General features: G+C 59.4%; 18 protein-coding genes and 1 pseudogene. 7 read left to right on the top strand and 12 right to left on the bottom strand.

Annotated elements, in window-relative coordinates; genetic code table 11:
* Window positions 1-474: 474 nt before the first annotated feature.
* On the top strand, window positions 475-3,795 hold the full coding sequence (locus tag IVB36_RS18805) for an adenylate/guanylate cyclase domain-containing protein (RefSeq protein WP_247392715.1): 3,321 nt from the start codon (window positions 475-477) through the stop codon (window positions 3,793-3,795).
* Window positions 3,796-4,256: 461 nt separating this feature from the next.
* Here IVB36_RS18805 and IVB36_RS40450 read toward each other — a convergent pair.
* From IVB36_RS40450 to IVB36_RS18780, 6 genes and pseudogenes are all read right to left on the bottom strand, one after another.
* Window positions 4,257-4,478 (bottom strand): annotated as a pseudogene (locus IVB36_RS40450) (cyclic nucleotide-binding domain-containing protein); the annotation flags it as partial.
* On the bottom strand, window positions 4,469-4,903 hold the full coding sequence (locus IVB36_RS18800) for a hypothetical protein (protein WP_247392714.1): 435 nt from the start codon (window positions 4,901-4,903) through the stop codon (window positions 4,469-4,471). The gene IVB36_RS18800 and the pseudogene IVB36_RS40450, both read right to left, overlap by 10 nt.
* Entirely contained in the window at window positions 4,900-5,121 is a 222-nt protein-coding gene (locus IVB36_RS18795) for a hypothetical protein (RefSeq protein ID WP_247392713.1), read from the bottom strand. Before IVB36_RS18795 ends, IVB36_RS18800 begins: the two co-directional genes overlap by 4 nt.
* A 573-nt stretch (window positions 5,122-5,694) precedes the next feature.
* Window positions 5,695-5,991 carry a cupin domain-containing protein gene (locus IVB36_RS18790; RefSeq protein ID WP_247392712.1) on the bottom strand — a complete coding sequence of 99 codons (297 nt, stop codon included), beginning with the start codon at window positions 5,989-5,991 and terminating at the stop codon, window positions 5,695-5,697.
* Between the two features lie 835 nt (window positions 5,992-6,826).
* Entirely contained in the window at window positions 6,827-7,666 is an 840-nt protein-coding gene (locus IVB36_RS18785) for a dienelactone hydrolase family protein (protein WP_247392711.1), read from the bottom strand.
* A gap of 214 nt (window positions 7,667-7,880) precedes the next feature.
* The gene (locus IVB36_RS18780; protein WP_247392710.1) at window positions 7,881-8,657 is read right to left on the bottom strand and encodes a substrate-binding domain-containing protein; all 777 of its coding nucleotides are present in this window, start codon (window positions 8,655-8,657) and stop codon (window positions 7,881-7,883) included.
* A gap of 221 nt (window positions 8,658-8,878) precedes the next feature.
* Between IVB36_RS18780 and IVB36_RS18775 the strand changes: the two genes are divergently transcribed.
* Complete coding sequence (locus IVB36_RS18775; RefSeq protein WP_256467263.1) at window positions 8,879-9,715, top strand: IclR family transcriptional regulator; 837 nt, start codon at window positions 8,879-8,881, stop codon at window positions 9,713-9,715.
* 447 nt (window positions 9,716-10,162) lie between these two features.
* Window positions 10,163-10,414: a hypothetical protein gene (locus IVB36_RS18770; RefSeq protein WP_247392708.1), complete on the top strand. Its 252-nt coding sequence runs from the start codon at window positions 10,163-10,165 to the stop codon at window positions 10,412-10,414.
* Window positions 10,415-10,628: 214 nt separating this feature from the next.
* Here the strand turns inward: IVB36_RS18770 and IVB36_RS18765 are convergent, their stop codons facing one another.
* On the bottom strand, window positions 10,629-11,042 hold the full coding sequence (locus IVB36_RS18765; protein WP_247392707.1) for a cupin domain-containing protein: 414 nt from the start codon (window positions 11,040-11,042) through the stop codon (window positions 10,629-10,631).
* A 413-nt stretch (window positions 11,043-11,455) separates the two neighbouring features.
* Between IVB36_RS18765 and IVB36_RS18760 the strand changes: the two genes are divergently transcribed.
* The gene (locus IVB36_RS18760) at window positions 11,456-12,007 is read left to right on the top strand and encodes a DUF1080 domain-containing protein (RefSeq protein WP_247392706.1); all 552 of its coding nucleotides are present in this window, start codon (window positions 11,456-11,458) and stop codon (window positions 12,005-12,007) included.
* Window positions 12,008-12,313: 306 nt separating this feature from the next.
* Here the strand turns inward: IVB36_RS18760 and IVB36_RS18755 are convergent, their stop codons facing one another.
* Window positions 12,314-12,772 (bottom strand): cupin domain-containing protein, encoded by a 459-nt coding sequence (locus tag IVB36_RS18755; RefSeq protein WP_247392705.1) that lies wholly within the window; start codon window positions 12,770-12,772, stop codon window positions 12,314-12,316.
* Between the two features lie 295 nt (window positions 12,773-13,067).
* Between IVB36_RS18755 and IVB36_RS18750 the strand changes: the two genes are divergently transcribed.
* Together IVB36_RS18750 and IVB36_RS18745 are read left to right on the top strand one after the other, a co-directional pair.
* Window positions 13,068-13,943, top strand: a complete 876-nt coding sequence (locus IVB36_RS18750; RefSeq protein WP_247392704.1) for a tyrosine-type recombinase/integrase — start codon at window positions 13,068-13,070, stop codon at window positions 13,941-13,943.
* Between the two features lie 10 nt (window positions 13,944-13,953).
* Window positions 13,954-15,153, top strand: a complete 1,200-nt coding sequence (locus tag IVB36_RS18745) for an IS91 family transposase (protein WP_247392703.1) — start codon at window positions 13,954-13,956, stop codon at window positions 15,151-15,153.
* Window positions 15,154-15,918: 765 nt separating this feature from the next.
* On the opposite strand, the gene IVB36_RS18740 is transcribed toward IVB36_RS18745, so the two are convergent.
* The 3 genes from IVB36_RS18740 to IVB36_RS18730 are packed head-to-tail and all read right to left on the bottom strand — an operon-like array spanning window position 15,919 to window position 18,219.
* The gene (locus IVB36_RS18740) at window positions 15,919-16,650 is read right to left on the bottom strand and encodes a transposase (RefSeq protein ID WP_247392702.1); all 732 of its coding nucleotides are present in this window, start codon (window positions 16,648-16,650) and stop codon (window positions 15,919-15,921) included.
* On the bottom strand, window positions 16,551-17,195 hold the full coding sequence (locus tag IVB36_RS18735) for a hypothetical protein (RefSeq protein WP_247392701.1): 645 nt from the start codon (window positions 17,193-17,195) through the stop codon (window positions 16,551-16,553). Before IVB36_RS18735 ends, IVB36_RS18740 begins: the two co-directional genes overlap by 100 nt.
* 58 nt (window positions 17,196-17,253) lie before the next feature.
* Window positions 17,254-18,219 carry an ABC transporter substrate-binding protein gene (locus tag IVB36_RS18730; protein WP_247392700.1) on the bottom strand — a complete coding sequence of 322 codons (966 nt, stop codon included), beginning with the start codon at window positions 18,217-18,219 and terminating at the stop codon, window positions 17,254-17,256.
* A 605-nt stretch (window positions 18,220-18,824) separates the two neighbouring features.
* On the opposite strand from IVB36_RS18730, the gene IVB36_RS18725 reads away from it, so the two are divergent.
* Entirely contained in the window at window positions 18,825-18,968 is a 144-nt protein-coding gene (locus IVB36_RS18725; RefSeq protein WP_247392716.1) for a hypothetical protein, read from the top strand.
* A 1,731-nt stretch (window positions 18,969-20,699) separates the two neighbouring features.
* Here the strand turns inward: IVB36_RS18725 and IVB36_RS18715 are convergent.
* The coding region (locus IVB36_RS18715; RefSeq protein WP_247392699.1) for an ATP-binding protein at window positions 20,700-22,062 on the bottom strand (1,363 nt) is incomplete at its 5' end.

Genomic DNA, 22,062 nt, shown 5'->3' with positions numbered 1-22,062 from the left:
GCCGCATCAAGAAGCCGGATATACGTCAGCAGTTGTGGCCGTCGATCCTGATCAAGCCAGTCGTTGCAATCGGGCGGGGTCCATATACGTCCACACATGCGCCGATGTCTCGGGGCCGTTGAGGTGGAAGCGGGCGAAAACCATCGAGGCTCGCGGCGGAGACGTTGTCCAGCCGCATCAAGAAGCCGGATATACGTCAGCAGTTGTGGCCGTCGATCCTGATCAAGCCAGTCGTTGCAATCGGGCGGGGTCCATATACGTCCACACATGGCCCATCGGCGAAGTGGCGGCACCCCTCCACGAGGTCCGCTCACCGACGCATGACGGACCAGATTTGCTCTCCTTGAGTTCTTCGCATTCTGACCCTGACCGGACATGCAACCTCGCGGCGGGTGCTGGAATAAGTCGGCGCGCGTGGTAGACTTTCGGTCCTATCGGTCCAGAGTGGGTTGCACAAAATCCGGAGGGGCCGCGATGCAGCAAATTGCCGACTGGCTCCAAAAGCTCGGAATGTCCGAGTACGCGCAGCCTTTTGCTGAAAACGGGATTGGTTTCGCAGCACTTCGCCATCTGACTGATCAGGACCTTAAGGACATCGGCGTGCTGCTCGGGCATCGGCGCATAATGCTTGCGGCTATCCAGGAGCTTGGGAGCCCTGACGTAGCTCAACGCGTTATGGCCGAGTTGACGCCCCACGATGCCGCCGAACGTCGCCAAGTCACTGTGATGTTCTCGGACCTTGTGGGTTCAACAGCACTTTCAGCACGCATGGACCCTGAAGACCTACGCGAGATCATTTCCGCGTATCAGAAGTGCGTCACCGACATCGTGCGGCGGTTCGGCGGCTTTGTTGCAAAGTATATGGGCGATGGCGTGCTGGTGTATTTCGGGTATCCGCAGGCGCACGAAGACGATGCGGAACGGGCCGTCCGGGCGGGGCTGGAGTTGGTGGCTGGCGTAGGTGCTCTGAATATCCGTGCGCCCCTGCAGACGCGTATCGGCATCGCAACGGGACTGGTGGTTGTCGGCGACCTCATCGGGTCCGGCGCTTCTCAGGAGCACGCCATAATCGGTGAAACGCCAAACCTTGCGGCACGTTTGCAAGGCGTTGCTGAGCCGAACAGCGTCGTCATTGCGGAGAGTACTCGGAAGCTCTTGGGCAATCTGTTCGAGCTTGAAGAATTTGGGCCGAAAGAACTCAAAGGTATTTCAGGCGCCGTAGGGGCATGGGCTGCGTTGCGGCCGGCTTCAGTCGAAAGCCGCTTCGAGGCCGCGCACGCGAACGGATTGACCCAGCTTGTTGGGCGCGACGAAGAACTCGAACTCCTGTTGCGACGCTGGTCCAAGGCAAAGAGTGGTGAAGGCCAAGTAGTGCTGCTCTCCGGCGAGGCTGGTATTGGCAAATCGCGGCTTACGGCGGCGCTGCTGGAAAGCATCGCTAACGAGCCGCATACCCGATTGCGCTATTTCTGCTCGCCGCAGCATACCGACAGCGCTTTTTATCCGATCATCGGCCAGATGGAACGGGCCGCACGATTTGCGCATGACGACGCGCTGGAAACGAAGCTGGACAAGCTCGATACAGTATTCGCGCAGACTTCAACCTCTTTGGAGGATATTGCGCTATTCGCCGACATGCTGTCGCTGCCAAAAGACGGACGCTACGCGGCGCTCGACATACCCTTAGAACAGCACCGCCAGCGGACATTTGAAGCGCTCGGGTCACAGGTGGAGGCATTGTCGCGCTCCACACCCGTGCTAATGATCGTCGAGGACGCACATTGGACCGATCCCACGAGTCAGGAAGCTTTCAGCGGGGTCGTTGACCGGCTTCGGACCTACCGTGTGCTGTTGATTGTGACGTTTCGTCCAGAGTTCGAACCGCACTGGATCGGGCGGGCCTACGTCACTGCTCTCACCCTCAATCGGCTGGCGCAGCGCCAAATCGAGACGGTGATTGATCACATCGTGGGCAACCAGCTTATTTCGGCGAGCGTGCGGCAGGACATCATTGAGCGCTCGGACGGGATTCCCCTTTTTGTGGAGGAGATAACGAAGGCGGTGCTGGAGACCAAGAGCGAGGGCGAAGCGCGGCGACCTAGAGGCAATATTCCGTCACCTGCGGCGGCGGTGCCCGCAAGCCTGCACGCCTCGCTTATGGCGAGGCTCGACCAGCTCGGGCCCGCCAAGGAGGTGGCCCAGATCGGTTCCGCGATCGGGCGAGAGTTCTCTCACACCCTGCTTTTTTCCGTTGCGAGCAAGCCGGAGCCAGAGTTGGCATCCGCCATAGACCGTCTGATCTCCGCTGGCTTGTTGTTCCGACAAGGTGTGCCTCCGTATTCCAGCTATCTATTCAAGCACGCGCTGGTGCAGGACGCTGCCTATGGCACGCTGCTGCGCCCAAGACGGCAAGAGCTGCATGCACGAGTTGCCACCACCTTGGAGCAGCATTTCGCAGATCTGGTCGATCGGCAGCCAGAGATACTGGCCCATCATTTGTCGGGTGCCGGACAGGCGGAACGAGCCTCCTATCAATGGCTAAAAGCAGGCCAGTTTGCTGCTTCCCGCTCCGCGTATGCCGAGGCGGTCAGACATTTCGATCGTGGTCTGTCCCTGCTACCATCTCTCTTGGATGCGCAGCGCGATCAGCAAGAGATTAAGCTGCAACTCGCTAAAGGCGTGTCTCTTAGTAACGCCAACGGCTTCTCCTCAGCCGAAGCAGCAAAAGCGCACGCTCGTGCGCTCGAGCTTTCCGATAAGATAGGGGACATCGATTCTCAGTTCACCGCGATATGGGGGTTGTGGACTTTCCGACGTACGTCGGATTGGAATGCGGCGCGCCAGCTTTCAGATAGGCTCCTGAGCCTGGTCGAAAAGAGTAATAATGTCGGTCTTCGGCTCGAAGCTCATCATACGAGTTGGACAACACATTTCTTCTGCGGCGAGCTCGCTCCGGCGCAGGAGCATTGCGAGAAGGGCCGAACCCTTTATGAGTTCGAGCAGCACCGGACGCACGCACACATTTACGGCCATGACCCTGGAGTCTGTGCAGGAACGCTAGGTGCCTGGAGCGCCTGGCTGCTCGGCTACCCTGACACGGCGCTCGCTCGCGTGAATGACGCGTTGGCGCTTGCGGAACGGGTGAACCATCCCTTCAGCCTTGCTATGGCGCGTCTGCATGCGTCGATATTGCACCAGTTCCGACGTGACTCAGCTTCGGTGCTGCAGTGCATTGAGAGCGCAGAGACCCTAGCGGCTGAGAAGCGCATTGCCTTGCCGCTCGATCCACGAGTTCTCCGCGGCTGGGCGTTGTTGGCACCGGATAGGATTGAGCCGGCGATTGCCTCCTACCGCGCCGCGCTTGCTGATCCGGCGAAGCGAGGCACGATCCAGTACGCTCCCTATAGCTTTGCGCTCTTTTGCGAAGTGCTTTGTCGCACAGGAAACCACCCCGGCGGAGCCGAAGCCCTGACGGGTGCTGCTGCCATTGCGGAACAAAGCGGCGAGCACTGGTGGGATGCGGAAATCTCTCGGCTGCGAGGGTTGGTGGGATTATCTCACGGCCAGCTCGGAGGGAGCAAATGGCTGCTGAAGTCCCTACAGACCGCTCGGCAACAACGGGCGAAATCACTTGAGCTCCGGGCAGCGACGAGCCTTGCCCGCTTATGGCGCGATGAGGGCAAACGCACCGCGGCACGTGATCTGCTGGCTCCGGTTTACGGCTGGTTCACTGAAGGGTTCGACACGCTCGATTTGAAAGAAGCCGAGGCGTTGCTCGACGACTTGGCCTCGTGAGCCAGTCGAATGGTCTAGCGACTTCTGAGCTTGGCCCTCTTGAAAGTCCGACAACATCCGCTTTCGCGCCGCTATTGGGGACAAGCGGGCATTGATTCGCGCGGTTAATCCATGAGTACGCGCCCTTCTGTAATGGGCCCATTACGGCATCTAGAAGCCAGCGTATAATGAATAAGAGAGTCAGCCAAATCGCTTTGACGAGAGGCATAACCAATCCTGGAAGGTAAATCTTTCTGACGTATGCTGCCGATCCGTTCAATCTTCCTAAACAATCGCCTATTGGCCCAGCGCTGAAGTAGCGTCGCACCTCGTTGAGGTCCGCTTATTGGGGCATGGCCGACAAGATTTGCCCAGGTTGAGTTCTTCGAACTTTAACCCCGAGCGGACGTCGTTGCCTCGCGAGACCTGCACCGCGTCGGGACAGGTCTGTCACCAATAGTGGAGCAATCAAGAGCCAAGTTTCAAGCCGTACCATCCGCGGCTGGGGACTGTCGCGCCGCATTCTCTTGCGCAAGACTTGCTTCCAGCCGCGAGATGTTTTCCTGGAGGCGCTGGTTGTTTTGCAGCAGACGCTGACTGGTGAGGAGGAGGATGTAGTAGCCGAATTGCTGATTACTTTGAAAGTAGATTTCAAGCAACCTTTCATAAGTTATAGTCAGGACTTGTCCGTCTTCTATGCACTCGCGTTCGCGGCAGGCTTACGAATGCCGGCAGCTGCGATCGATTGACACGAAGCGTCCTTATTTCTTTTTCTTCGTGCTGATACGAATTTCGAAACTACCGTGCCGGCTTCGTCGGTGACTTCCAAACCCCATTCCTGGCTGGGACGGAGTTTCCCATCGATGTCCCTAAACAGGTCGGCTGCGAAACGTGTCGCTTTCAGGAGACCGTCCAGAACCTGAACCCGCTCCGAGAGCGCGTCGGCGGTCTCGCCCTGCACCGCCGCGCGATACTCGCCCATCAGCCCTTCGATCCGCTCCATCAGGGTGCGGTCGCTCGCGGTCAGCGCCGGTTCGATCGGCTCGAAGCCCTCCAAATAGGCGGACAGCGCCAGTTCGCCGGCGCGTTTGCGGTCGCCTGCTCGCACGGCGTCAATGCTCTCGGTCAAGCGTGCGCGGACCAGCGCAGCGACCCATCCTGCTGCGCGACGGCCTCCGGATGGCGGCGCAGGTACGGCATGAGGGCATCAGCCTTGCCCTGCCCGATCTTGGCGGCGAGCGCTGCGGGCGTCGTGCCGATCAACGCCTTCAGATCGGGAAGAACACGGTGGAGCGAGGTGTCCTGCTTCCAACGGCGTTCGCCTTCCGCCTTCCGCTGCGTCGGCATCCGGAAAGGCAACCTGTCCGACGTAAAAGGCCAGCGCCCAGCGCTCATCGGCCGGCAGCGTCTCGAAACTTGCCTGTGAATAAGCACCGAAGTGGGACCCCCACTGAGACGACCGCAATGCTTTGATGTAGCACAAGGAAATTCGCTCGGTATGGGGTCCGGATCGGTGCCGATCGGGACCCCGGTTGCCTGTCAGTTCACGAACTAGATCAACAGGTTGGCTTTCACGTAGCCGGGTCCCACTTCGGTGCTTTTTCACACTCGATCACGGCGATCAGCGTGCCGTCTTGGCCTGATCTGTTTCGAGCTGCCTGCAAGTTGGGGCTTGAAGGACTGGTGTCGAAGCGGCGGGACGGGCCGTTAGGCTGGCCGGAGCAAGCACTGGCTCAAAGTGAAGAACCGCACTCACCCAGCGATGGAGCGCGACCTGTGAGCAGAGCGGCAGGTCCGATCTGCAACTAACAGCTGACCTCAACGGTCGATGAGACCACTTCGCCTTGGGGCCACAACCGGACCTATATTAAGCATCGCGTGAAGGGGCCGCCAACTAAGCGGCCTCCTTTTACTAGCTTACTAAACCGGGGTTGCGAGCGGTTTACCTTTCTCAACAATGTAATTGATCAGTAGCCTCGTCTTGGCCGTCGTCGGCTTGCCGCCAGCATGCGGGGTTTCCGGCGGAACTTGGAACGCTTCACCGGCTTTCAGCATCTGCGTCGGTCGACCTTGAATGGGAAGCTCGATTTCACCTTCCATGATGTACGTCGACTCGATACCGGGATGAGTATGACGGCCGACGGTCGCTCCGGGGTCGAGTGTCACATCCATGATGATTGTTTCATAGCCGGAGGCCGGTCCATCCGTCCGGCTCAAGACCTTCCTCGTGACGCCATTAGCCGTCGTTGCAGCTGAACCTTGAGCGAATGCCTCACTTGCAGCAAACCCCACAACGCCGCAGATCGCACAGCCCGCGACCCACGTAAATCCTCTCCGTGTTAGCATAACGATCCTCCCATTGAAGTCCGGCTAGGCGTACAGGTGAGAAGTCTGGCAGAAGGACACCTCATTGTCGACGACGAAGGGATCAATGTCGCTTGGGGTAGTGCGGCAGTGCTCCTGCCACGCTGCTTCAAAGCGCGCTAACGGCCCAGACTCGGACATTACCCCTTCCGCATTGATGCGGCGGGTGCGGTAGCATCGCAAATTCCTGCATCTGGCCGAATGCAGTTGAGCTGTGGTTGAGCTGTATCCGCAAGACATCCCCCTTGCTAAGCGGATCTCCGACGCGTTCGCGGCTTCCCAGCGCAAGTCGGCTGACCTTTGAACCTGTCCTGATCGCCCTTCCGATCTCGGCGACACCGTCGAAATCCGGATTGCGACAACGGTACCGGCCTCCCGCCCGGGGTAACAAAAAAAACAACACAGCCCTCCAGCGGAGGTACTTGCCTGTCTATGAGACGCGACATCATTGTGAACAGCGCGGCGGCAGCATCGATGTCGAGACAGAACCCAGGTTTTCACTGAGTTCAAGGTCGTGCTGCCGCGCTGCAGCGTTTTCTCTTCATGACCCTTAGGGCTTCTACTGGCATGCAGCGGCATGTTCGGTATTGATAGAATATCGGAAGTGGCCGGGACCGGCTCAAGATGACGCGATTGCCCATCTGCGACATGCGCGTCTTGTTCGCGGAGTGGTCCTTCGCGGTTGACCTTACTTCAACAAGTGTTCTCGAAGGAACGCAATGCCGCGCTGCCTAGCCTCGGCTCGCGATTCTCGTCTCAGAGTGACCATGTGCTCTACGCCCTCAAAATACACGGCGACGACTGATTTGCCGAGGGCCAAGGCGGCTCGCTCATACTCGCGCGATTGCTCGACCGGGATGTCTTTGTCTGCGGTTCCGTGCATTATCAAAAGCGGTGCCGCCAACCCGCTCAACGCGTCAAGCGTGCTCGCCGGGTGGGGATTGAGGGCTGGCGTATGCGCGGGAGCATCCGCGACCACCGCCTGCACGCCAGCGCCGGTGGACGCCGCCCACAAGGCCGCATGACCGCCGCGAGATATGCCGAAAAGCCCAATATGGTCAGGCTGCGCGTCCGGCAAGGTCCTGGCCAGCGCGATCAGTTCCTTCCCGGAGTTGGCAGCTGGGTCGGCGACCCACTCAGTCTGCGGCGTAGCTTCGGAGCACAGACGGTTGCCCTCGGTTTGCCGTTGGCCTGCCTGCCAGCAACCGTATACGACTAAGAAGCCCGCATGCGCCAAGTCCTCCGCCACCGACATATTGTCCCGGGTTAAGCCACCTGCGCTATGCAGCACGACCACGACAGGGAACGGCCCGGTCCCCTCTGGGCGAAAGATGGCCGTGAGGAACTTTCGGCCGCTTGCTCCCTCGATCTTAGTCCATTGCGCGCCGGCAACGTCGGGATAGGGCGAGTCGGCTGGGGGCATGCCTACGGGCGCTGCTTGGGCATGGCCAGAACTGACGAATAAGGTAGCGAGCATGAGAAGCCCTATGCGATAGGTGTAATCGTGCGATAAATTGCGCTGATTCATACTGTCTCCGCATAAGTGTTGTATCGCGACATAGCCAACAGTTAAACGATCCGACGTAGCCTACCTGCTTTGTTGCCTTGCGATCCGCTGTCCACCAATCTGCAACGGCGTGCCCGCATCCGGGTCGAAGTCGTGCTTCAATGATATTGAAGCTAGGCGAGAGGCTCTGTGGAGTAGTCGCTAACGCGGCCAGTTCGGTTGCTAAGCACACGCTTTAATCGAATCCCTTTTCTTTTAGAACAGCTTGCGCCGTCGGCGAGCAGAGGAAAGTGATAAACTCTCTTGCGGCTCCAGCTTGACTGCTGCTGGTAACGATGCCCGAAGCAAACTGAGTGTAATTCTGAATGGTTGTTGGCAGCGGGTCAGCGAGGTCGATGGTTGGCTGAGCCAAAATTTCGCTGACTTGATTGAAGCCGATCTCAACTTCGCCGTTCGCAACACTTCTATAAAGTGTCTCTAACGTTGATAGCTTGGTCTTGGGTTTCATCTCGGCCGCGATGCCCAATCGTTCCAGCAAGCTGGCCACGTAGATGCCACTGGCACCACCACCCGCCGGATCAGGATAAGTAATCGAGTTTGCAGCCAACATCGAGCGTTTGAAAGCTTCGACCGAACTGACGTCGGGCTTCGCTGCACCCTTCCGCACAAAGGCACCCACGCCGACCTTCGCGATGACGACGCGATCTCCAGCCACGACTATGCCCTGCGCCTGAAGTCGGTCGATCATAGGTACTGAGGTTGTGACGATATCGGCAGCCTCACCCTTCTGAACAAGGTCCGCAACAGCGCCCGCGGTTCCGTATGCGACGGTAACCTTGTGTCCCGCAGATTTTTCAAAAGCAGGAACCAATGCATCAATTGCTGGATGCAAGGCCGAAGCTGATAGAAGCTTGATTTCAGCGGCCCTTGCTGTGCTCCCGGTACCGATATCGAACAAGACAAGCGCCACCGCGACTGTCGCAGACACGCTCAGAATGCTGCATCGATTCATTCCATCTCTCCGTACGTTTGGAGCCGGAGTCAGCAGGGTAGCCACGCATCAAACGATCCGGACGCATGCCTGCGTCGTCTTCTCCAGTGCACAATCGGCCGGGCGTCGTCTTTGGCGCAACGGAAAAGTGGCGATTGTTTCCACATTGTGGACATTGCTGGGCAGAGATGTCATTGTTATAATATCTCGCCGGCGGACTTGCTGCTGTTCGAAGTAGTCTCATGGCTAATCTAGGCTCTCGCGGTACCACAAGGGTCGATACTGCGCCCGCTGATCTGCCTAGCGGGACGCAGTGCATTCAGAGAGCGGTGGCGGTGCTGCGCATTCTGGCGACGGCCCGCGAGACCGGCTTGGGACTCACCGCGATTTCGAAGCACTCGGAGCTCACCCGCCCGACCACACATCGCATCCTGAGTATCTTGATTGCGGAAGGCCTCGTTGAGCAGCGACCTGGCACGCGACGGTATGTCGTTGGCAAACAGATAGCGTTTTTAGCAATGTCGCGTCGGACACGCGATCCATTGCTCGACATTGTCAATCCTCATCTGAGGGCTGCCGTTGGTGAAATTGGCGATGCTGGCTTTCTTACACTTCGTGTGGGACTTGATACGGTCTGCGTGGCACGACAACTCGGGACTTTTCCTATCCAGGTGCTCGCTTGGGATGTGGGAGATCGTCGACCCCTTGGTGTCAGTATTGCCGGAATCGCGATCTTATCAGGCATGCAGGCCGACACGGTGAGCGGCGTACTCGCTAAGAACCGATCGCGCTTTTCACACTATGGCGTATCAGTGGAAGCAATCTCGCAGGAGATAGCGATCGCCCGAGCAAAGGGATTTGCCGCGCGCGCATCATCACTCACGCCGGGAGCAGGCGCCGTATCGGTGTTGATCCGATCTCCCGGTGGCGCGGCTCACGCCGCCTTGACCATAACGCCCATATCGCGCCGGCTCTCACCCAAGCGCACCGAGGAGATTGTAACCCGGCTTCGCATGAGCGCGGAGGCCATTGAACTAGAACTCCGCAAAGCGACGGCCTCCCGGACAACGCGCCCATAGCTTTGAAAATAAGGCGAAACAGCTGTTTCGTCAGCGATACGCTATGAACGCGCCGAGCCCAATGACTTGATTGTAAGTCTCCGCGAAACGCCAACCAAGAACAAGGCTGGCAACGGCCATAAATCCCGCGATGCATTCCGCCGCTTCACTACCAAGCCGGTCCCAATGCGCTCGATCCTAGCGTAGCCAATTTTCAACGCATGTCAGCCAGTTGAATGTCCGAGTTGGGTCAGACTCAGACATGGTAAGTGTCAGGGAATTTGCGTAATCTGACTGAGGGTTCAGTGGCTGCTGGGAAGCCCCCAAAACTAGTTAAGCTCTCCTCACTCAGATTGGCTGGAGTCAGTGACGAGACACCCACAGGGTTACTTCAGGCCCTGGGAGACGTATATGGCCTCTGCATGTTGGCTCGCTATTTGGATCGTGTGCTTTGGCCTCGGAGTGGTCGTGGTGGATTGGACATGGCTCCATATCGAACGCTATTCTCAAGGCTTCGGCCTCGCCTATGTCGTACTAGCTGGCCCTTCAGTTCCGATCGTAGCCTGGTTGGCCGCCGATCAGCTCGTCGTTATGGAGCAAGCCGGTTGCGAGGAGTTAAATCCGGCGGTAGAGCGATTGAGCGGCATGTCGCCGTTCGAATTTCGCGTGCGCTGTTTCGCAACGCAAGACAATTCATACTGGCTTGCGCGCAAAAATTGAAACAAACACTATCGCCTGCGCTCTTGAGCAGGAGGCCGTGAGTCGCGTTAAGGTCAAAAACGTCGGTCCCAGCGTTCCACTGCAAACTTCCGGTCTACCCCTCTGAAAAGACATGTCGCGGCACCGCGTCAACGGTAGCGAAGGGCCAAGACCCGACGAATGCACCGCAGCAAACAGCCACCTCAATCAGCCACTCGTCAAGACCATTCTGAAGTCACTTGGCGGGTTTGAAGATGTCGACGGTTATCAAATTGACGGGCTCCTTACCGTCGTTATGATGCCAATGAGTAGTGTCTTTTGTAGCAGAAGACGTATCCCCCGGACCAAAGGTCCTCGACGTGCCGTCCGCAAGGGTGACCGTATCGTGCCCCTCGAGGAAATAAACTACAGCGGGCCTGTCCTTGTGACTGTGCAATCCGATATGACCTCCCGGTTCAATAGTGAGCAATCGTAGTCGTAGTTGTCGCCCCGTCATTCCCTCAATTTCAGGACCCAGGTCGACAACGGTTGTCTTGCTCGCCGTAAATCCCTTGTTGTCCTTAGGAGCATCTTCGGAAGAGGCAACAATTGGGCATCCAAGGACAATTGCAAATGATAGCGAAGCAAAAACTATGTTGCCTGATTTCATAACGTCCTCCCTGCGAACAAAGAAGCCCGCCCGCACGGATTATTGCAAAACGGCAATTCGCGAAATACTTGCACAATAGTCTAACAGTTAGAGGTTGGCTGGCAGGGCGATTGTCGATTGTGGGTCACGAGCGGCGGTCGAGGCAAGCGCGGGTCCCCGTCCGGTTTCCCGCCGACAGACTTGGGGCCATCAACGGGCATTGGCGCGCGTCCACGGCTAGTAAAAATGTCATGCGTGCCTCGCTTCGTTGATTGCGAGAGCGAGGAACCTAGCCAGAATTTGCCCAAGGCTCTATCATCAAAAGGCTGCCGCCGGAGATATAACTGGCGGGCGAACGGGAGGAGTTAATCATGCCAATGACGTTACGGCGTTCTTTGCAATTCGCTCTTGCACTCGTCGTCTCGAGTTTCGCGGTGAGCCAGGCCCTGCCGCAGGATAAAGCCCAGGAAGCCGGCTGGATCACGCTCTTCGACGGCAAAGACCTCGATCAATGGGATCAGGTCGAGACATCGAATTGGCATCTGGCGGACGGCACGGCAATTGCCGACAAGATGGACGGCAAAGAGGCCGGTTATCTCGTCAGCAAAAAGCCGTACAAGGACTTCGTCCTGCGCGTCGAATTCTGGCCGAGCAACGATGCAAATAGTGGCATTTATTTCCGCTGCCTCGATCCCAAGAAGATCACCGACCGTACTTGCTACGAAGCAAATATCTTTGACCAGCGCCCCGATCCGAGCTACGGCACTGGCGCGATCACACGCTATATCGAGATCAATCCGATGCCGAAAGCCGGCGGCAATTGGAATATCTTCGAGATCACGGCGAAGGGGCGCGACATCGCGGTCGTGCTCAACGGAAAGAAGACGGCCGAACTACGGAACGGAATGTTCGATGAAGGCTGGATCGCCCTGCAACACGGCGCGGGAACGATCAAATTCCGTAAGGTGCAAATCAAGCCCCTATAAGGCGGCAGGAGTGGCTAACCTTTGACCCGTCGCCACTGATCTCGACAAGCTGATCAGTTCCGATTTGGCGAGAAGGTTAGTCGCACATCGCCTGTAAGCAACACGCGCCGACTTCCGGAACGGGTCAAAACGCGAAGAACTCAGCCTGAGCAAATCTTGTCCGTCCTGCCTCCATAAGCCGACCTTACGGAGCGATGCCCCCGCTTCGCCGAAGGGCCAATAACAGACTCATGTACGGCAGCAACTCGTAGCGATCACCTCGTCGGGTTATAACGAATCCGCCAGATTTGGGCTGGGCGCCGACAGCTATTTCTTGCGCGGATCGTCAGCCGGGTTGACGTAGTCAATACCTCCCGGGCCGGTGAACTGAACTTGGAGAACCGACTCTTCGTTGCCGGTCCATGCGTAATGCGCGTGTTTCGCCGGATACACCCACAATGCGCCCGGCTTCAACAGTTCACCGTTTTTCTCGAACTTTTCACCTTGGCTCGTTCCGATAGCACCACTGATTATCGTTACGACCTCGGAATAAGGGTGAGTGTGCGGGGGCATTTGGAAGTTGGCGGGAAACTTGATGCGTAAGACGACGGTGTCTCCGGCCTTTGTCTGGTCGCCTACCAGAGTGGCGAGTTGGACGCCCTTCGGAAATGCCGGGTTATCCTTCCAGATTACCGCGTCAGGTGTAAGCTGGATGTGCTTGTCTTGCGCTATGCCAGAGCTTGCAAATGCGATCAAAGCAGCGGCAATAAAGAGCTGCTTTTTCATGATGCTTACTCCCTGCAAATGGAATGGGAATGACAGCATATCAGATCAGGCCACTCTACAGGAACAGATTTTCTGACCTGTTGTTGCGGACCGGCCCGCTATCATCGGATGTCGCACATGGGTCACAAGCGGTCTTGCACCGGCTGCTCGCGGCAGGGCAGCTAAGGGCCAATGGACTAAACCGCTCGCGCGGTAGGACGCTGCGGCTGGCAGCGCAGCCGAGACGATAGCGTAACGGGGCGTCCTGTTTTGAGATGAGAGGTTCGCAACCTTCACTCAAAACAGGAGCATCCCCATGACCGACGAGGCAGTGAGCCCGCTGCGCCGGCGCATGATCGAAGACATGACGATCCGCAAGTTCGCGCCGAAGACCCAACATGACTATGTGCAAAGAATCAAGAACTTCGCGGTGTTCCTGGGGCGATCGCCGGATACGGCGAGCTTCGAGGATGTACGGCGCTACCAAGTCCATTTGGCATCGAGCGGTGTCGGCGTGCCGACCATCAACCAGACCGTCTCGACGTTGCGGTTCTTCTTCCGGGTCACGCTCAAGCGCCACGAGATCATCGAGCACACCCATGTCGTTCACGAGCCGCGCAAGCTGCCGGTGGTACTGAGCCCCGAGGAAGTGGCGCGGCTGCTCGATGCCGCGCCCGGGCTCAAATACAAGGCGGCGCTCAGCGTGGCCTATGGCGCCGGCCTGCGTGCCGCCGAAGTAGTCTCGCTCAAGATCTCCGACATCGACAGCAAGCGGATGATCATCCGCGTGGAGCAAGGCAAGGGTGGCAAGGATCGTAACGTCATGCTCTCGCCGCACCTGCTAAACCTGCTGCGCGCCTGGTGGAAGGCGGCACGCCCGCAGGGCTGGCTATTCCCGGGCCGCGATCCGGCCCAGCCCATGACGACGCGCCAGCTCAATCGCGCCTGTCATGCCGCCGCCCAGATGGCGGAGATCAGCAAGCGCGTCTCGCTGCACACCCTGAGACACAGCTTCGCCACCCATCTGCTTGAGCAGAACATCGACGTCCGCGTGATCCAGGTGCTGCTCGGTCACGCCAAGCTCGACACCACGGCGCTCTATACTCGTGTCGCCACCAAGACGATCAGCGAGGTGATGAGCCCGCTGGAGCACATTGCGCTCAAGTTGAAGGAGGCCGGGCCGCCCGGCTGACGCGGGGCCGGTGTCTCGTCCGGCTCTGGAGGTTGCGGATATTTTCCGCGACCGTGGTCCGGCATGGCGGCAGGCCCATGCCGGCCATGTCAGCCTCGACCAGTTGAAGGTAATGTCGGCGATCGAGAACTGCCGCACGGCAGCCCTCGGCGGCCATGTCGCGCGCTGCGAGGACTGCGCCTACACGTCCATCGCCTACAATTCCTGCCGCAACCGGCACTGCCCGAAGTGCCAAGGCGCCGCGGCCAAGCAGTGGCTCGCCGATCGCGAAGCCGAGCTGTTGCCGGTGCCGTATTATCACGTCGTGTTCACGCTGCCGGCTCGGATCGCCGGCATCGCCTACCAGAACAAGGCCGTCCTCTACGACCTGCTGTTCAAGGTCTCGGCAGAGACGATGCTGACGATCGCCGCAGACCCGAAGCACCTCGGCGCCAGGATCGGCATCACCTCCGTGCTGCATACCTGGGGCTCGGCCATGACCCATCACCCGCATGTCCACATGATCGTGCCCGGCGGCGGCATCTCGCCCGATGGCCAGAGTTGGGTGTCCTGCCGCCCGGGGTTCTTCCTGCCGGTACGCGTGCTCTCACGCCTGTTCCGGCGCTTGTTCCTGGGTCGCCTTGCCGCGCTCCACCAGGCCGGCCGCCTGAGCTTCTTCGGTAACGACGCTCAGCTCGCCGGAGCACAATCATTCGCCGCATTGCTTGCAGCGTCGCGCAAGACGGAATGGGTCGTCTATGCCAAGCGGCCGTTCGGCGGTCCACAGGCCGTGCTGGCCTATCTCTCGCATTACACCCACCGCGTCGCCATCGCCAACAGCCGCCTGATCGCCCTCGACCAGCACGGCGTCACTTTCAGGTGGAAGGATTACCGCCTCGAGGGCCGCGACCGTCAAAAGCCAATGACGCTCGCCACAGACGAGTTCATCCGCCGCTTCCTCATCCATGTGCTGCCAAAGGGTCTCCACCGCATCCGCCACTACGGCCTGCTCGCACGAGGGACCTGCGCCGACAACGTCGCACGCGCGCGCGAGCTGCTCGCCGTCAAGAATCGTGAGAATGCGCCCACCGAGACCGTCGGCGACACCGACAAACCACCATGTCCATGCTGCGGCGGCCGCATGATCGTCATCGAGGTCTTTGAGCGAGGCGCAACGCCGCGCCACCGACCGACCGCGCTAACCAGCATCATCAGGATCGACACCTCATGACGCCACATCTGCCATTCTGCAAAGCTGCTCGTCATGCCCGCCGCTCATCGACCGGCCACGGCCGTACGCACCCAAACGCTCATCGGTCGTCGCCCATCCGTCGATCATTGATCGCGTTCGACGCCGCCCACCGCTCATTCAATGATAGCGCCAGCGTCGTGCCGCTCGCTGCACCGGTTCGAACTCCATCAACCATCTCGCCTGCGGCGCTCAAATCCCCATAGAGCCTGCCGCACCATCCCCGCCCACCATGCGCGGTTTCCTTGTATGGGGCTTTTTTTGTCAAGGAGGCGTTTCAAGAGGCGACAGGTCGCGCATCTTTTCCTTCGTCAGTTTCTTTGTTCGATCTGAAAGCCGTTTCTTCGTCCCGACCCGCACTTCGCCTGCGCTGGCGTGCGCAGAAGCTGTCAAGGTTGGCCGTCGCACGAATCATACCACAGGCTCCGCCGTTGCCAGGCCACACCTTGACAGCTTCGAGCACGACGGCACGGTTGGTGCGATCGGGATAACGATCGGAGGGGAGCTCGCTTGCGGGCGCGATCAATCGCGCCACAACCTTGTATCCGGTGGGTCCAAGGACCCGAACCATGATGCAGTCATACGCATCGGCAGCGAAGCTCCGAAGCGGCGGACCCATTCTCCCTTTCGGCATTGAAGCCAAGGAAACGCGTCGGGACCCCGCCACCTCGAACCGTCATCGGCGACACCGTCACAAGCGGACAGACAGGGCCGAAACTGTTGGGTCTTCTTCAGTGACCTCCGTGTTTATGATGCCGGCCGCAGAACGACGCCGTCCGGCACTACTCCCTCCCGCACGAGACGCCACAGGGCGATCAGGAGCTTGCGCGCCAAGGCCACGATCATGGTCTTGCGCGTCCCGCGGGCATTCTCGGTGCGGGCTCGAAACCACTGCGCCAAGGTGCTGTCCTTCTGGAACATGAGAAATCGCCACGCCAATTGGATCATGCCTCGTCGAACCCGAGCGTTGCCGGAACGGGTCAGCCCTTTCTCCCGGCGTTTTCTGCCGCTCTCGTCGGGCGAGCCCGTGAGGCCGGCATAACGCGCTACGGCCCGTCGGTCGCGCATGCTTCGCGACAGTACCTCCTGCACCAGCATGTCGGCCGTCTCAACACCAACCCCGATCACGCGCGCCAGCAGGTGCACCATTGCATGTGGTCCATCATTGGGCGCTTGCTTGAGACGCTCCAGGCGAGCGTCCTCGATCTGCCGTATCTGATCGCTGACGAGCCGCCGGCGCGCCATGTCGCGACGCAGCTCAGCCAGGGTGTTGGGCGGGATCGGCTCGCCCTCGGGGGAGCGCAAGCCGTCAAGGCGTTCGGCAGCTTTCTTCAGCTTGGGATTGAAGCCGCGGATGCCGAGCCGGATCAACGCTGCTTTCATTCGGTTGACGATCCGACTTTGTTCTCCGACGAGGCTCTCGTGTTCGCGGTTGGGCCGCTTGGCATCTTCGTCCTGGATTGTCGGGATCGCCACCATCTTGCAGTGATCACGCTCGCCCGCAGCCAGCCGAGAAAAGAGCGTTTGAGCAGCTCGGTGTCGAGCCGATCGGTCTTGGCGCGCCGGTGCTCGCGCGACACCGCCACACTCGATGCGTGAATGACGTGAGCCTCAATGTCGCGTGCCCTGAGCCAGCGCGCCAGCCAGAAGCCGTCACGGCCGGCCTCGAAAACGACGGCGATGCGTTTGATCCGATGCCCGGCCTTCGTTGCTTCCTCTCGCCATCGATGCAGCAACTTCAGCAATGCGCTCTCGTCGACCGCGAGCTTCTTCAATGGCTGGCGCTCGACGCCAGGCACGATGCCGGCGACGAGCCAGCTCAACAGGCTCAGTTCGATAACTGCGATCAGCGTGCCATTCGGGTCGAGGGGGCTCGAGGATCGGCTCAGATCGTTCAACTTCTGCATGGGGCGCTCCATCGGTTCATCAGCAACAATGGATGCAATATCCTCGTCGCCGCCCCATAGCATCTCCCTTGGAGGCTTTCGGACGCCGGCCCCCGGTGCGCGCCGCCCCACCGTCATGGGGCCGGCATCCGAAACCCTTCACATGAACGGACTCTTGCATCGCAACGAGATAGCTCTATTCAATCACCTCGTCAGCGCGAACGAGTAGTGAGGTCGGCACTGTTAAGCCGAGCGCCTTGGCCGTCTTCATGTTGATTACAAATTCGAATTTGGTCGGCTGCTCGACCGGCAACTCGGGAGGCTTGATGCCTTTGAGGATCTTATCGACGTAGGTGCCAGCACGACGCAACAGATCGAATACATCGGGGCCGTAGACGACCAAGCCGCCATCCGCGAATTGTCGGAAGAAATGCATTGCGGGCAGATGATGTTTCGCAGCGAGCGCGATAACTCGTGGGGCTTGGCGAATGATCAGAACATCGCCCAAGACAATCATTGCATCGGCGTGCTGGGCGGCGGCCGAGGCAAAGGCGATATCAAGTTCCTCGTCCGTGGTCGCCTCAACTATCGGAAGAGCCACGCCCAGCTTCCGCGCTGCGCTTGGTGCCTCCTCGGCTACCATTAGCCTGTGCATGGGGTTGCCCGGATTGACCAAGAGCGCAATTTTCGACGCGCGAGGAACCAGTTCCTGGAGGATTTGTATTTGTTTGGCGGTCCAATCTCCCGGCACCCAGCTCGCAAGGCCGGTGATATTACCGCCTGGACGCGCGAGGCTTTGGATGAGACCGAGCCCCACGGGATCGGCGACAACCACGAATACAATCGGAACGGTGGCAGTTGCCGATTTAAGGGCAAGGGCTGGTGACGGCCCTAGGGCAATTACCAGATCGGGAGTGAGCGCCACCAACTCCGCAGCTAGGTTTGCCATGCGATCCGGGGTTTCGGCAAATCGATATTCAACGAGCAGGTTCTTGCCTTCGATCCAGCCCTTCTCGCGCAAACCACTGCGCCACGCGTTGCGACCCTGAGAATCTAGGAATCCGCCCAAGAAGCCGATCCGCCGAGGCGTGCCCTTGGCCCGCAAAGGCGTTGGCGAAACCAGCAGCACCGCAGTGCCGGCTATGAACTCCCGCCGCTTCATTCGTACCTCATCGGAGCCTGAGGACGATGGGAGGCAGGGTATCACGTCTCGTTAGTTGGTGCACCCACAGCGGCCAGATGCGGGTATAGGCCGCAGGAGCAACTTCGGGTCACGTGCCGACATCGCTAGAGGCGAGCGCCAGGTTCCATGTAGTGGCACTATTGGAGGGGGTTGGAAATCATGACTTATCGTGTTCGTACTTCTCCAGGAGCAGCCGATTGTATTCCTCTCTCACGGCCTTCCGCGAAATATGCCCTCTTCGGTTTTTGGCAATCTGCAGAAGATCAGGATCGGTCGGTGCCCGTGATTTCCGCCTAAATCTCACAAAGAGTCTCGCAGCAGGCGAAGACGTCCTTCCAAACAGTCGGTCAAACCATCCCATGATGTCCTCCCCGACGGGCCGCAATTTCCGACATTATCACCATGAATCTGAGGGTCAAAAGGACAGCGCGACTGCATCTTTCAAGAAACTCGCAACCACGTAATCCGCAACGGGTACAAGCGGGCCCTAAGCGACGCAGTTCGAATGTCCGTCATGCTCACGCGGCTCCGCAACCGCGTCGTCGCGCTCGCGGCGAAGGCCAAGAAGCGGGAGGACGCGCGCGATGCAGCTTGAGGTGCACCAGCCCGATCTCTTCTCGTGGCGCCCGGTCGCCCCGCCGGCGGGCAGCAACACGCAGACGCCATGGACACCGCGTGACAAGGAACGGCTGGCCGCCCTGTATCTGGAAGGAAACATGCCGACGTAGCCGCAATCGCAGCGGCGCTCGGACGCAGCTAAGAGAGTGATCGGTCGTCGCCGCTCGAGGTCGCAGATGATAGTTCCATACCGCTGATTGCGCCGCCAAGCCCAATCGTCGATGCCGATAACGCTCGGCGCAGCAACAGGTTGGAGAGGCTTGATCTGCTTGCGGATCCGAGGCGGAGTCCGGCCCGGATCGCGCCGCAAGCCGCCCGGGAATATCGAGAGCAGCTTAAGTGCGCGGACCGGCGCCATACCGAGGCTCTCCGAGAGCCAGCCACCGGCGTCTGGCGCGACCAACTACCGATCAGGAACAAGTCCAACTCGGTCGGAATTGCCCTCTGAGCGATCGCCATCCCCTGCCGCCACTGAAAGCCGCGTGGCGTCGACGCTGCTGCGGCGCCTTCATCTTCAAGGAGATCAGCATTGAGCGACCGGACGGGCAATGAACCTGCACCCTTGGTGCTTTTCGGCGTGGCAATCATCCCGATTATCGCGGTATTGGCCTGGTTTGCTTTTTAGGCTTTGGACCACGTCATACACTCGAAGCTTCCCTAGGCTCCCCCCAGAGAAAGCCCCGCTTGCCCCAGACGGGGATTTTCACTTAGCGCTGCCTCAACGGACCGGTTTTTTCAAGCGCCCTTTGGCTTGACCACTTTTTCCCGATACAGCAGCCTAGATATGGACAGGGTTTTGAGGAGGCACAATTGCCGAAAACCCTTTTAGAATTCAGAGCGAAGAACCTTCGTTTACTTGAGCAGCTTTGTCCGGACGACCCGCGCTACGTCCAATCCTGGATACGGAAGTTCGACGAGCAGAATGGTATCGAGCCTGAAGCTCGTCCAAAGTCCCGCGTGAAGCCAAATGCTGCTTCACACAGCCAGGCTAGAGCAATCCGACTGTCGCTTCTATAGTTGAGCCGTCGACGCCGGGCGACCGGCGCCACCGGCAGCCCTGCAATGAGACTCGACTCATCGTTCGCGGTATGTCTCCTCGTGGTATGACCGACCGCCCCGCCTCCTGGCGCATGCCGACCCGTTAGCAAATGGGACGGATGGCTCTGGCGTCGGCAGGAAGGCTCCTGCGGCGGTCGGACTGGCTCCGGGCGATGACCTGCCTCCGGAATACTGGCAGGGGCTGCTGGAGGACGCCCGCGCCGACGGCGGCTGCCCGGCTTTGGTCCGTCAGGACGCCTGATTCGGCTGAGCCAGATTTCAGAACACCTGCTGTGGGTCGCCTGCCGGCGCTGCGACCGGACGTCGAGATCCAGAAGGCCGACGCGGTCCGGCTGTGACGGTCAGGACGCGGTCTGGCGGGAGGTCGGCCAGCGCATGCTGGACGCCACGTGGCCCAGCGGACCGGGCGACATGAGGAAGACGGCTGCTGGCCGCGATTCGAGTAGGCGCCGGGCGTTGGCCCCGAAGCGCCACCCGAGGGCCCTTTCCGGAGGCGACCGCAAGGCGCTGCAGAGGAGTTCGGGCCGGCCCGCGCCATGACCAGCATCTCAGAAACTGCACTGTGGCTTTTTCGGCGACTGCCAGTCGCACTGCCGATCCGCCGTCCCTTGTTCCATCCTTGGCCAGTCTGGAGAGGGCCACCCCGTGATCCCGAACAGCGAGGAGCAAGCAGGGTCACTTCCAAGGGACCCTTGCTGGCCAACATACGGGCCATCGAAGGCACATGTCTGCGTGCTTGCGATACTGAATTTCGCTACCGAATGCTGTTTATTTACTTCAGGCTAGGTGCTGGCCGTCGGAAGCCTAAAGGAGAACACAGCGCCCTTAGTGCGGTTCTCGGCCCACAGTGCGCCCCCGTAGCTTTCGAGTATTGTTCGTGCGATCGGGAGTCCTAATCCCGTTCCATGCGCTTTGGTCGTAACAAACGCATCGAAGATGCTAACCAGCTTCGCATTGGGAATGCCGGGGCCGGTGTCGGATATCCGGACCTCGACCCGGTCGGCGTCAGCCAAGCCTGTCCGGATCGTGATATGGTGCGGGTTCGGCACCTCTTCCATCGCGTCCACGCCATTCATCACAAGGTTGATAACGACTTGCTGCAGATGAATCGGATCGCACCGGACCCGTAGTGGCTCGGGCGCAAGGATGGTACGTAGAATCACTCCCCGCCTCGTCACTTCAGGAGATACGATTTTGACGACGTCGCGCACAGTGTCGTTCAAATCGATCATCCGCAGATCGGCTTCTGTTCTATTGTTGAGCAAGTTTCGAAGGCCGCTAATGATTTCGCTGGCGCGTTGCTCATCCCTGACGATGTCGGAAAGGATTTCGCCGAGCTGGGCCATATCCAGTGGATGAGCCTTGAGCAACATCTGGGCGGCCTCTGTGTTGCTCAAGATAGCTCCGAGCGGCTGATACAGCTCATGTGCGATCGAGGACGATAGAACGCTTGCGGTCGTGACCCGATTCAGACGAACGACTTCCTGGCGGCGACTTGTCGCCTCGGCCTGAGCAACAAGACGTCTCCGTCGCTCGACGAGCAGCAAGGCAATGATACCGCCCTGCAGCAGGATGGCGGCCATAGCAGCGGTGAGTTGCGGGCGATACTGCTCCCAGAGGCTGGGCACCCGAAAAACAACTTCACTGCCTGGCGGCAATTGGCTTTCGCTGATGTTCCAGCGCTTCAGCTCCCTCCAATCATATCTGGGCCGTGCAGCTGAAACCGGAGGCGTCTTGATGCTGCCCGGCGACTCTCCGGCCAGAATGCGGACGGCAACAGCAGCGGTCTTTTGGCTAACTTCGGATATGTTTGTCATCCGACCGCCCACGATTCCGCGGCCAAAGAATGCGTCCTGTTCGGAAAAAATCGGCGCATTTGCAACTGCGTGGATCCGGTCGATGGCTTGCTTGCCTTCGTGCACCACGCCGGCCGCGTCCACCAGCATCTGGCCGTAGACGATGAAGCTCCGCGGTGGCAGGGTAGCCACCTGTTCAAGGATCTGCTCCAGCGACAGTTCATTGGAATAAGTGATCTCCAGCCCTGTTGTCAGCGGCTGGAAAAGTCTGCGCATCTCCTCTAGCCACAGCTTCTCGATCGGGGAGACTCCCATAACGATGAAGACCTTCGTGGTCTCCGGAGCCAGA

It is taken from the genome of Bradyrhizobium sp. 35, assembly GCF_023073215.1.
Lineage (GTDB): Bacteria > Pseudomonadota > Alphaproteobacteria > Rhizobiales > Xanthobacteraceae > Bradyrhizobium > Bradyrhizobium canariense_D.
Note: the sequence above shows the minus strand (reverse complement) of the source record. Positions and strands in the feature narration are given on the sequence as shown.

What these genes read in the sequence shown, in the direction of transcription:
- IVB36_RS18805 (WP_247392715.1), top strand. Translation starts at nt 475, where the DNA reads ATGCAGCAAATTGCCGACTGGCTCCAAAAGCTCGGAATGTCCGAGTAC.
- IVB36_RS18795 (WP_247392713.1), bottom strand. Translation starts at nt 5,121, where the DNA reads ATGCCGACGCAGCGGAAGGCGGAAGGCGAACGCCGTTGGAAGCAGGAC.
- IVB36_RS18785 (WP_247392711.1), bottom strand. Translation starts at nt 7,666, where the DNA reads ATGAATCAGCGCAATTTATCGCACGATTACACCTATCGCATAGGGCTT.
- IVB36_RS18780 (WP_247392710.1), bottom strand. Translation starts at nt 8,657, where the DNA reads ATGAATCGATGCAGCATTCTGAGCGTGTCTGCGACAGTCGCGGTGGCG.
- IVB36_RS18775 (WP_256467263.1), top strand. Translation starts at nt 8,879, where the DNA reads ATGGCTAATCTAGGCTCTCGCGGTACCACAAGGGTCGATACTGCGCCC.
- IVB36_RS18765 (WP_247392707.1), bottom strand. Translation starts at nt 11,042, where the DNA reads ATGAAATCAGGCAACATAGTTTTTGCTTCGCTATCATTTGCAATTGTC.
- IVB36_RS18755 (WP_247392705.1), bottom strand. Translation starts at nt 12,772, where the DNA reads ATGAAAAAGCAGCTCTTTATTGCCGCTGCTTTGATCGCATTTGCAAGC.
- IVB36_RS18750 (WP_247392704.1), top strand. Translation starts at nt 13,068, where the DNA reads ATGACCGACGAGGCAGTGAGCCCGCTGCGCCGGCGCATGATCGAAGAC.
- IVB36_RS18740 (WP_247392702.1), bottom strand. Translation starts at nt 16,650, where the DNA reads ATGGTGGCGATCCCGACAATCCAGGACGAAGATGCCAAGCGGCCCAAC.
- IVB36_RS18735 (WP_247392701.1), bottom strand. Translation starts at nt 17,195, where the DNA reads ATGACGGTGGGGCGGCGCGCACCGGGGGCCGGCGTCCGAAAGCCTCCA.
- IVB36_RS18730 (WP_247392700.1), bottom strand. Translation starts at nt 18,219, where the DNA reads ATGAAGCGGCGGGAGTTCATAGCCGGCACTGCGGTGCTGCTGGTTTCG.
- IVB36_RS18725 (WP_247392716.1), top strand. Translation starts at nt 18,825, where the DNA reads ATGCAGCTTGAGGTGCACCAGCCCGATCTCTTCTCGTGGCGCCCGGTC.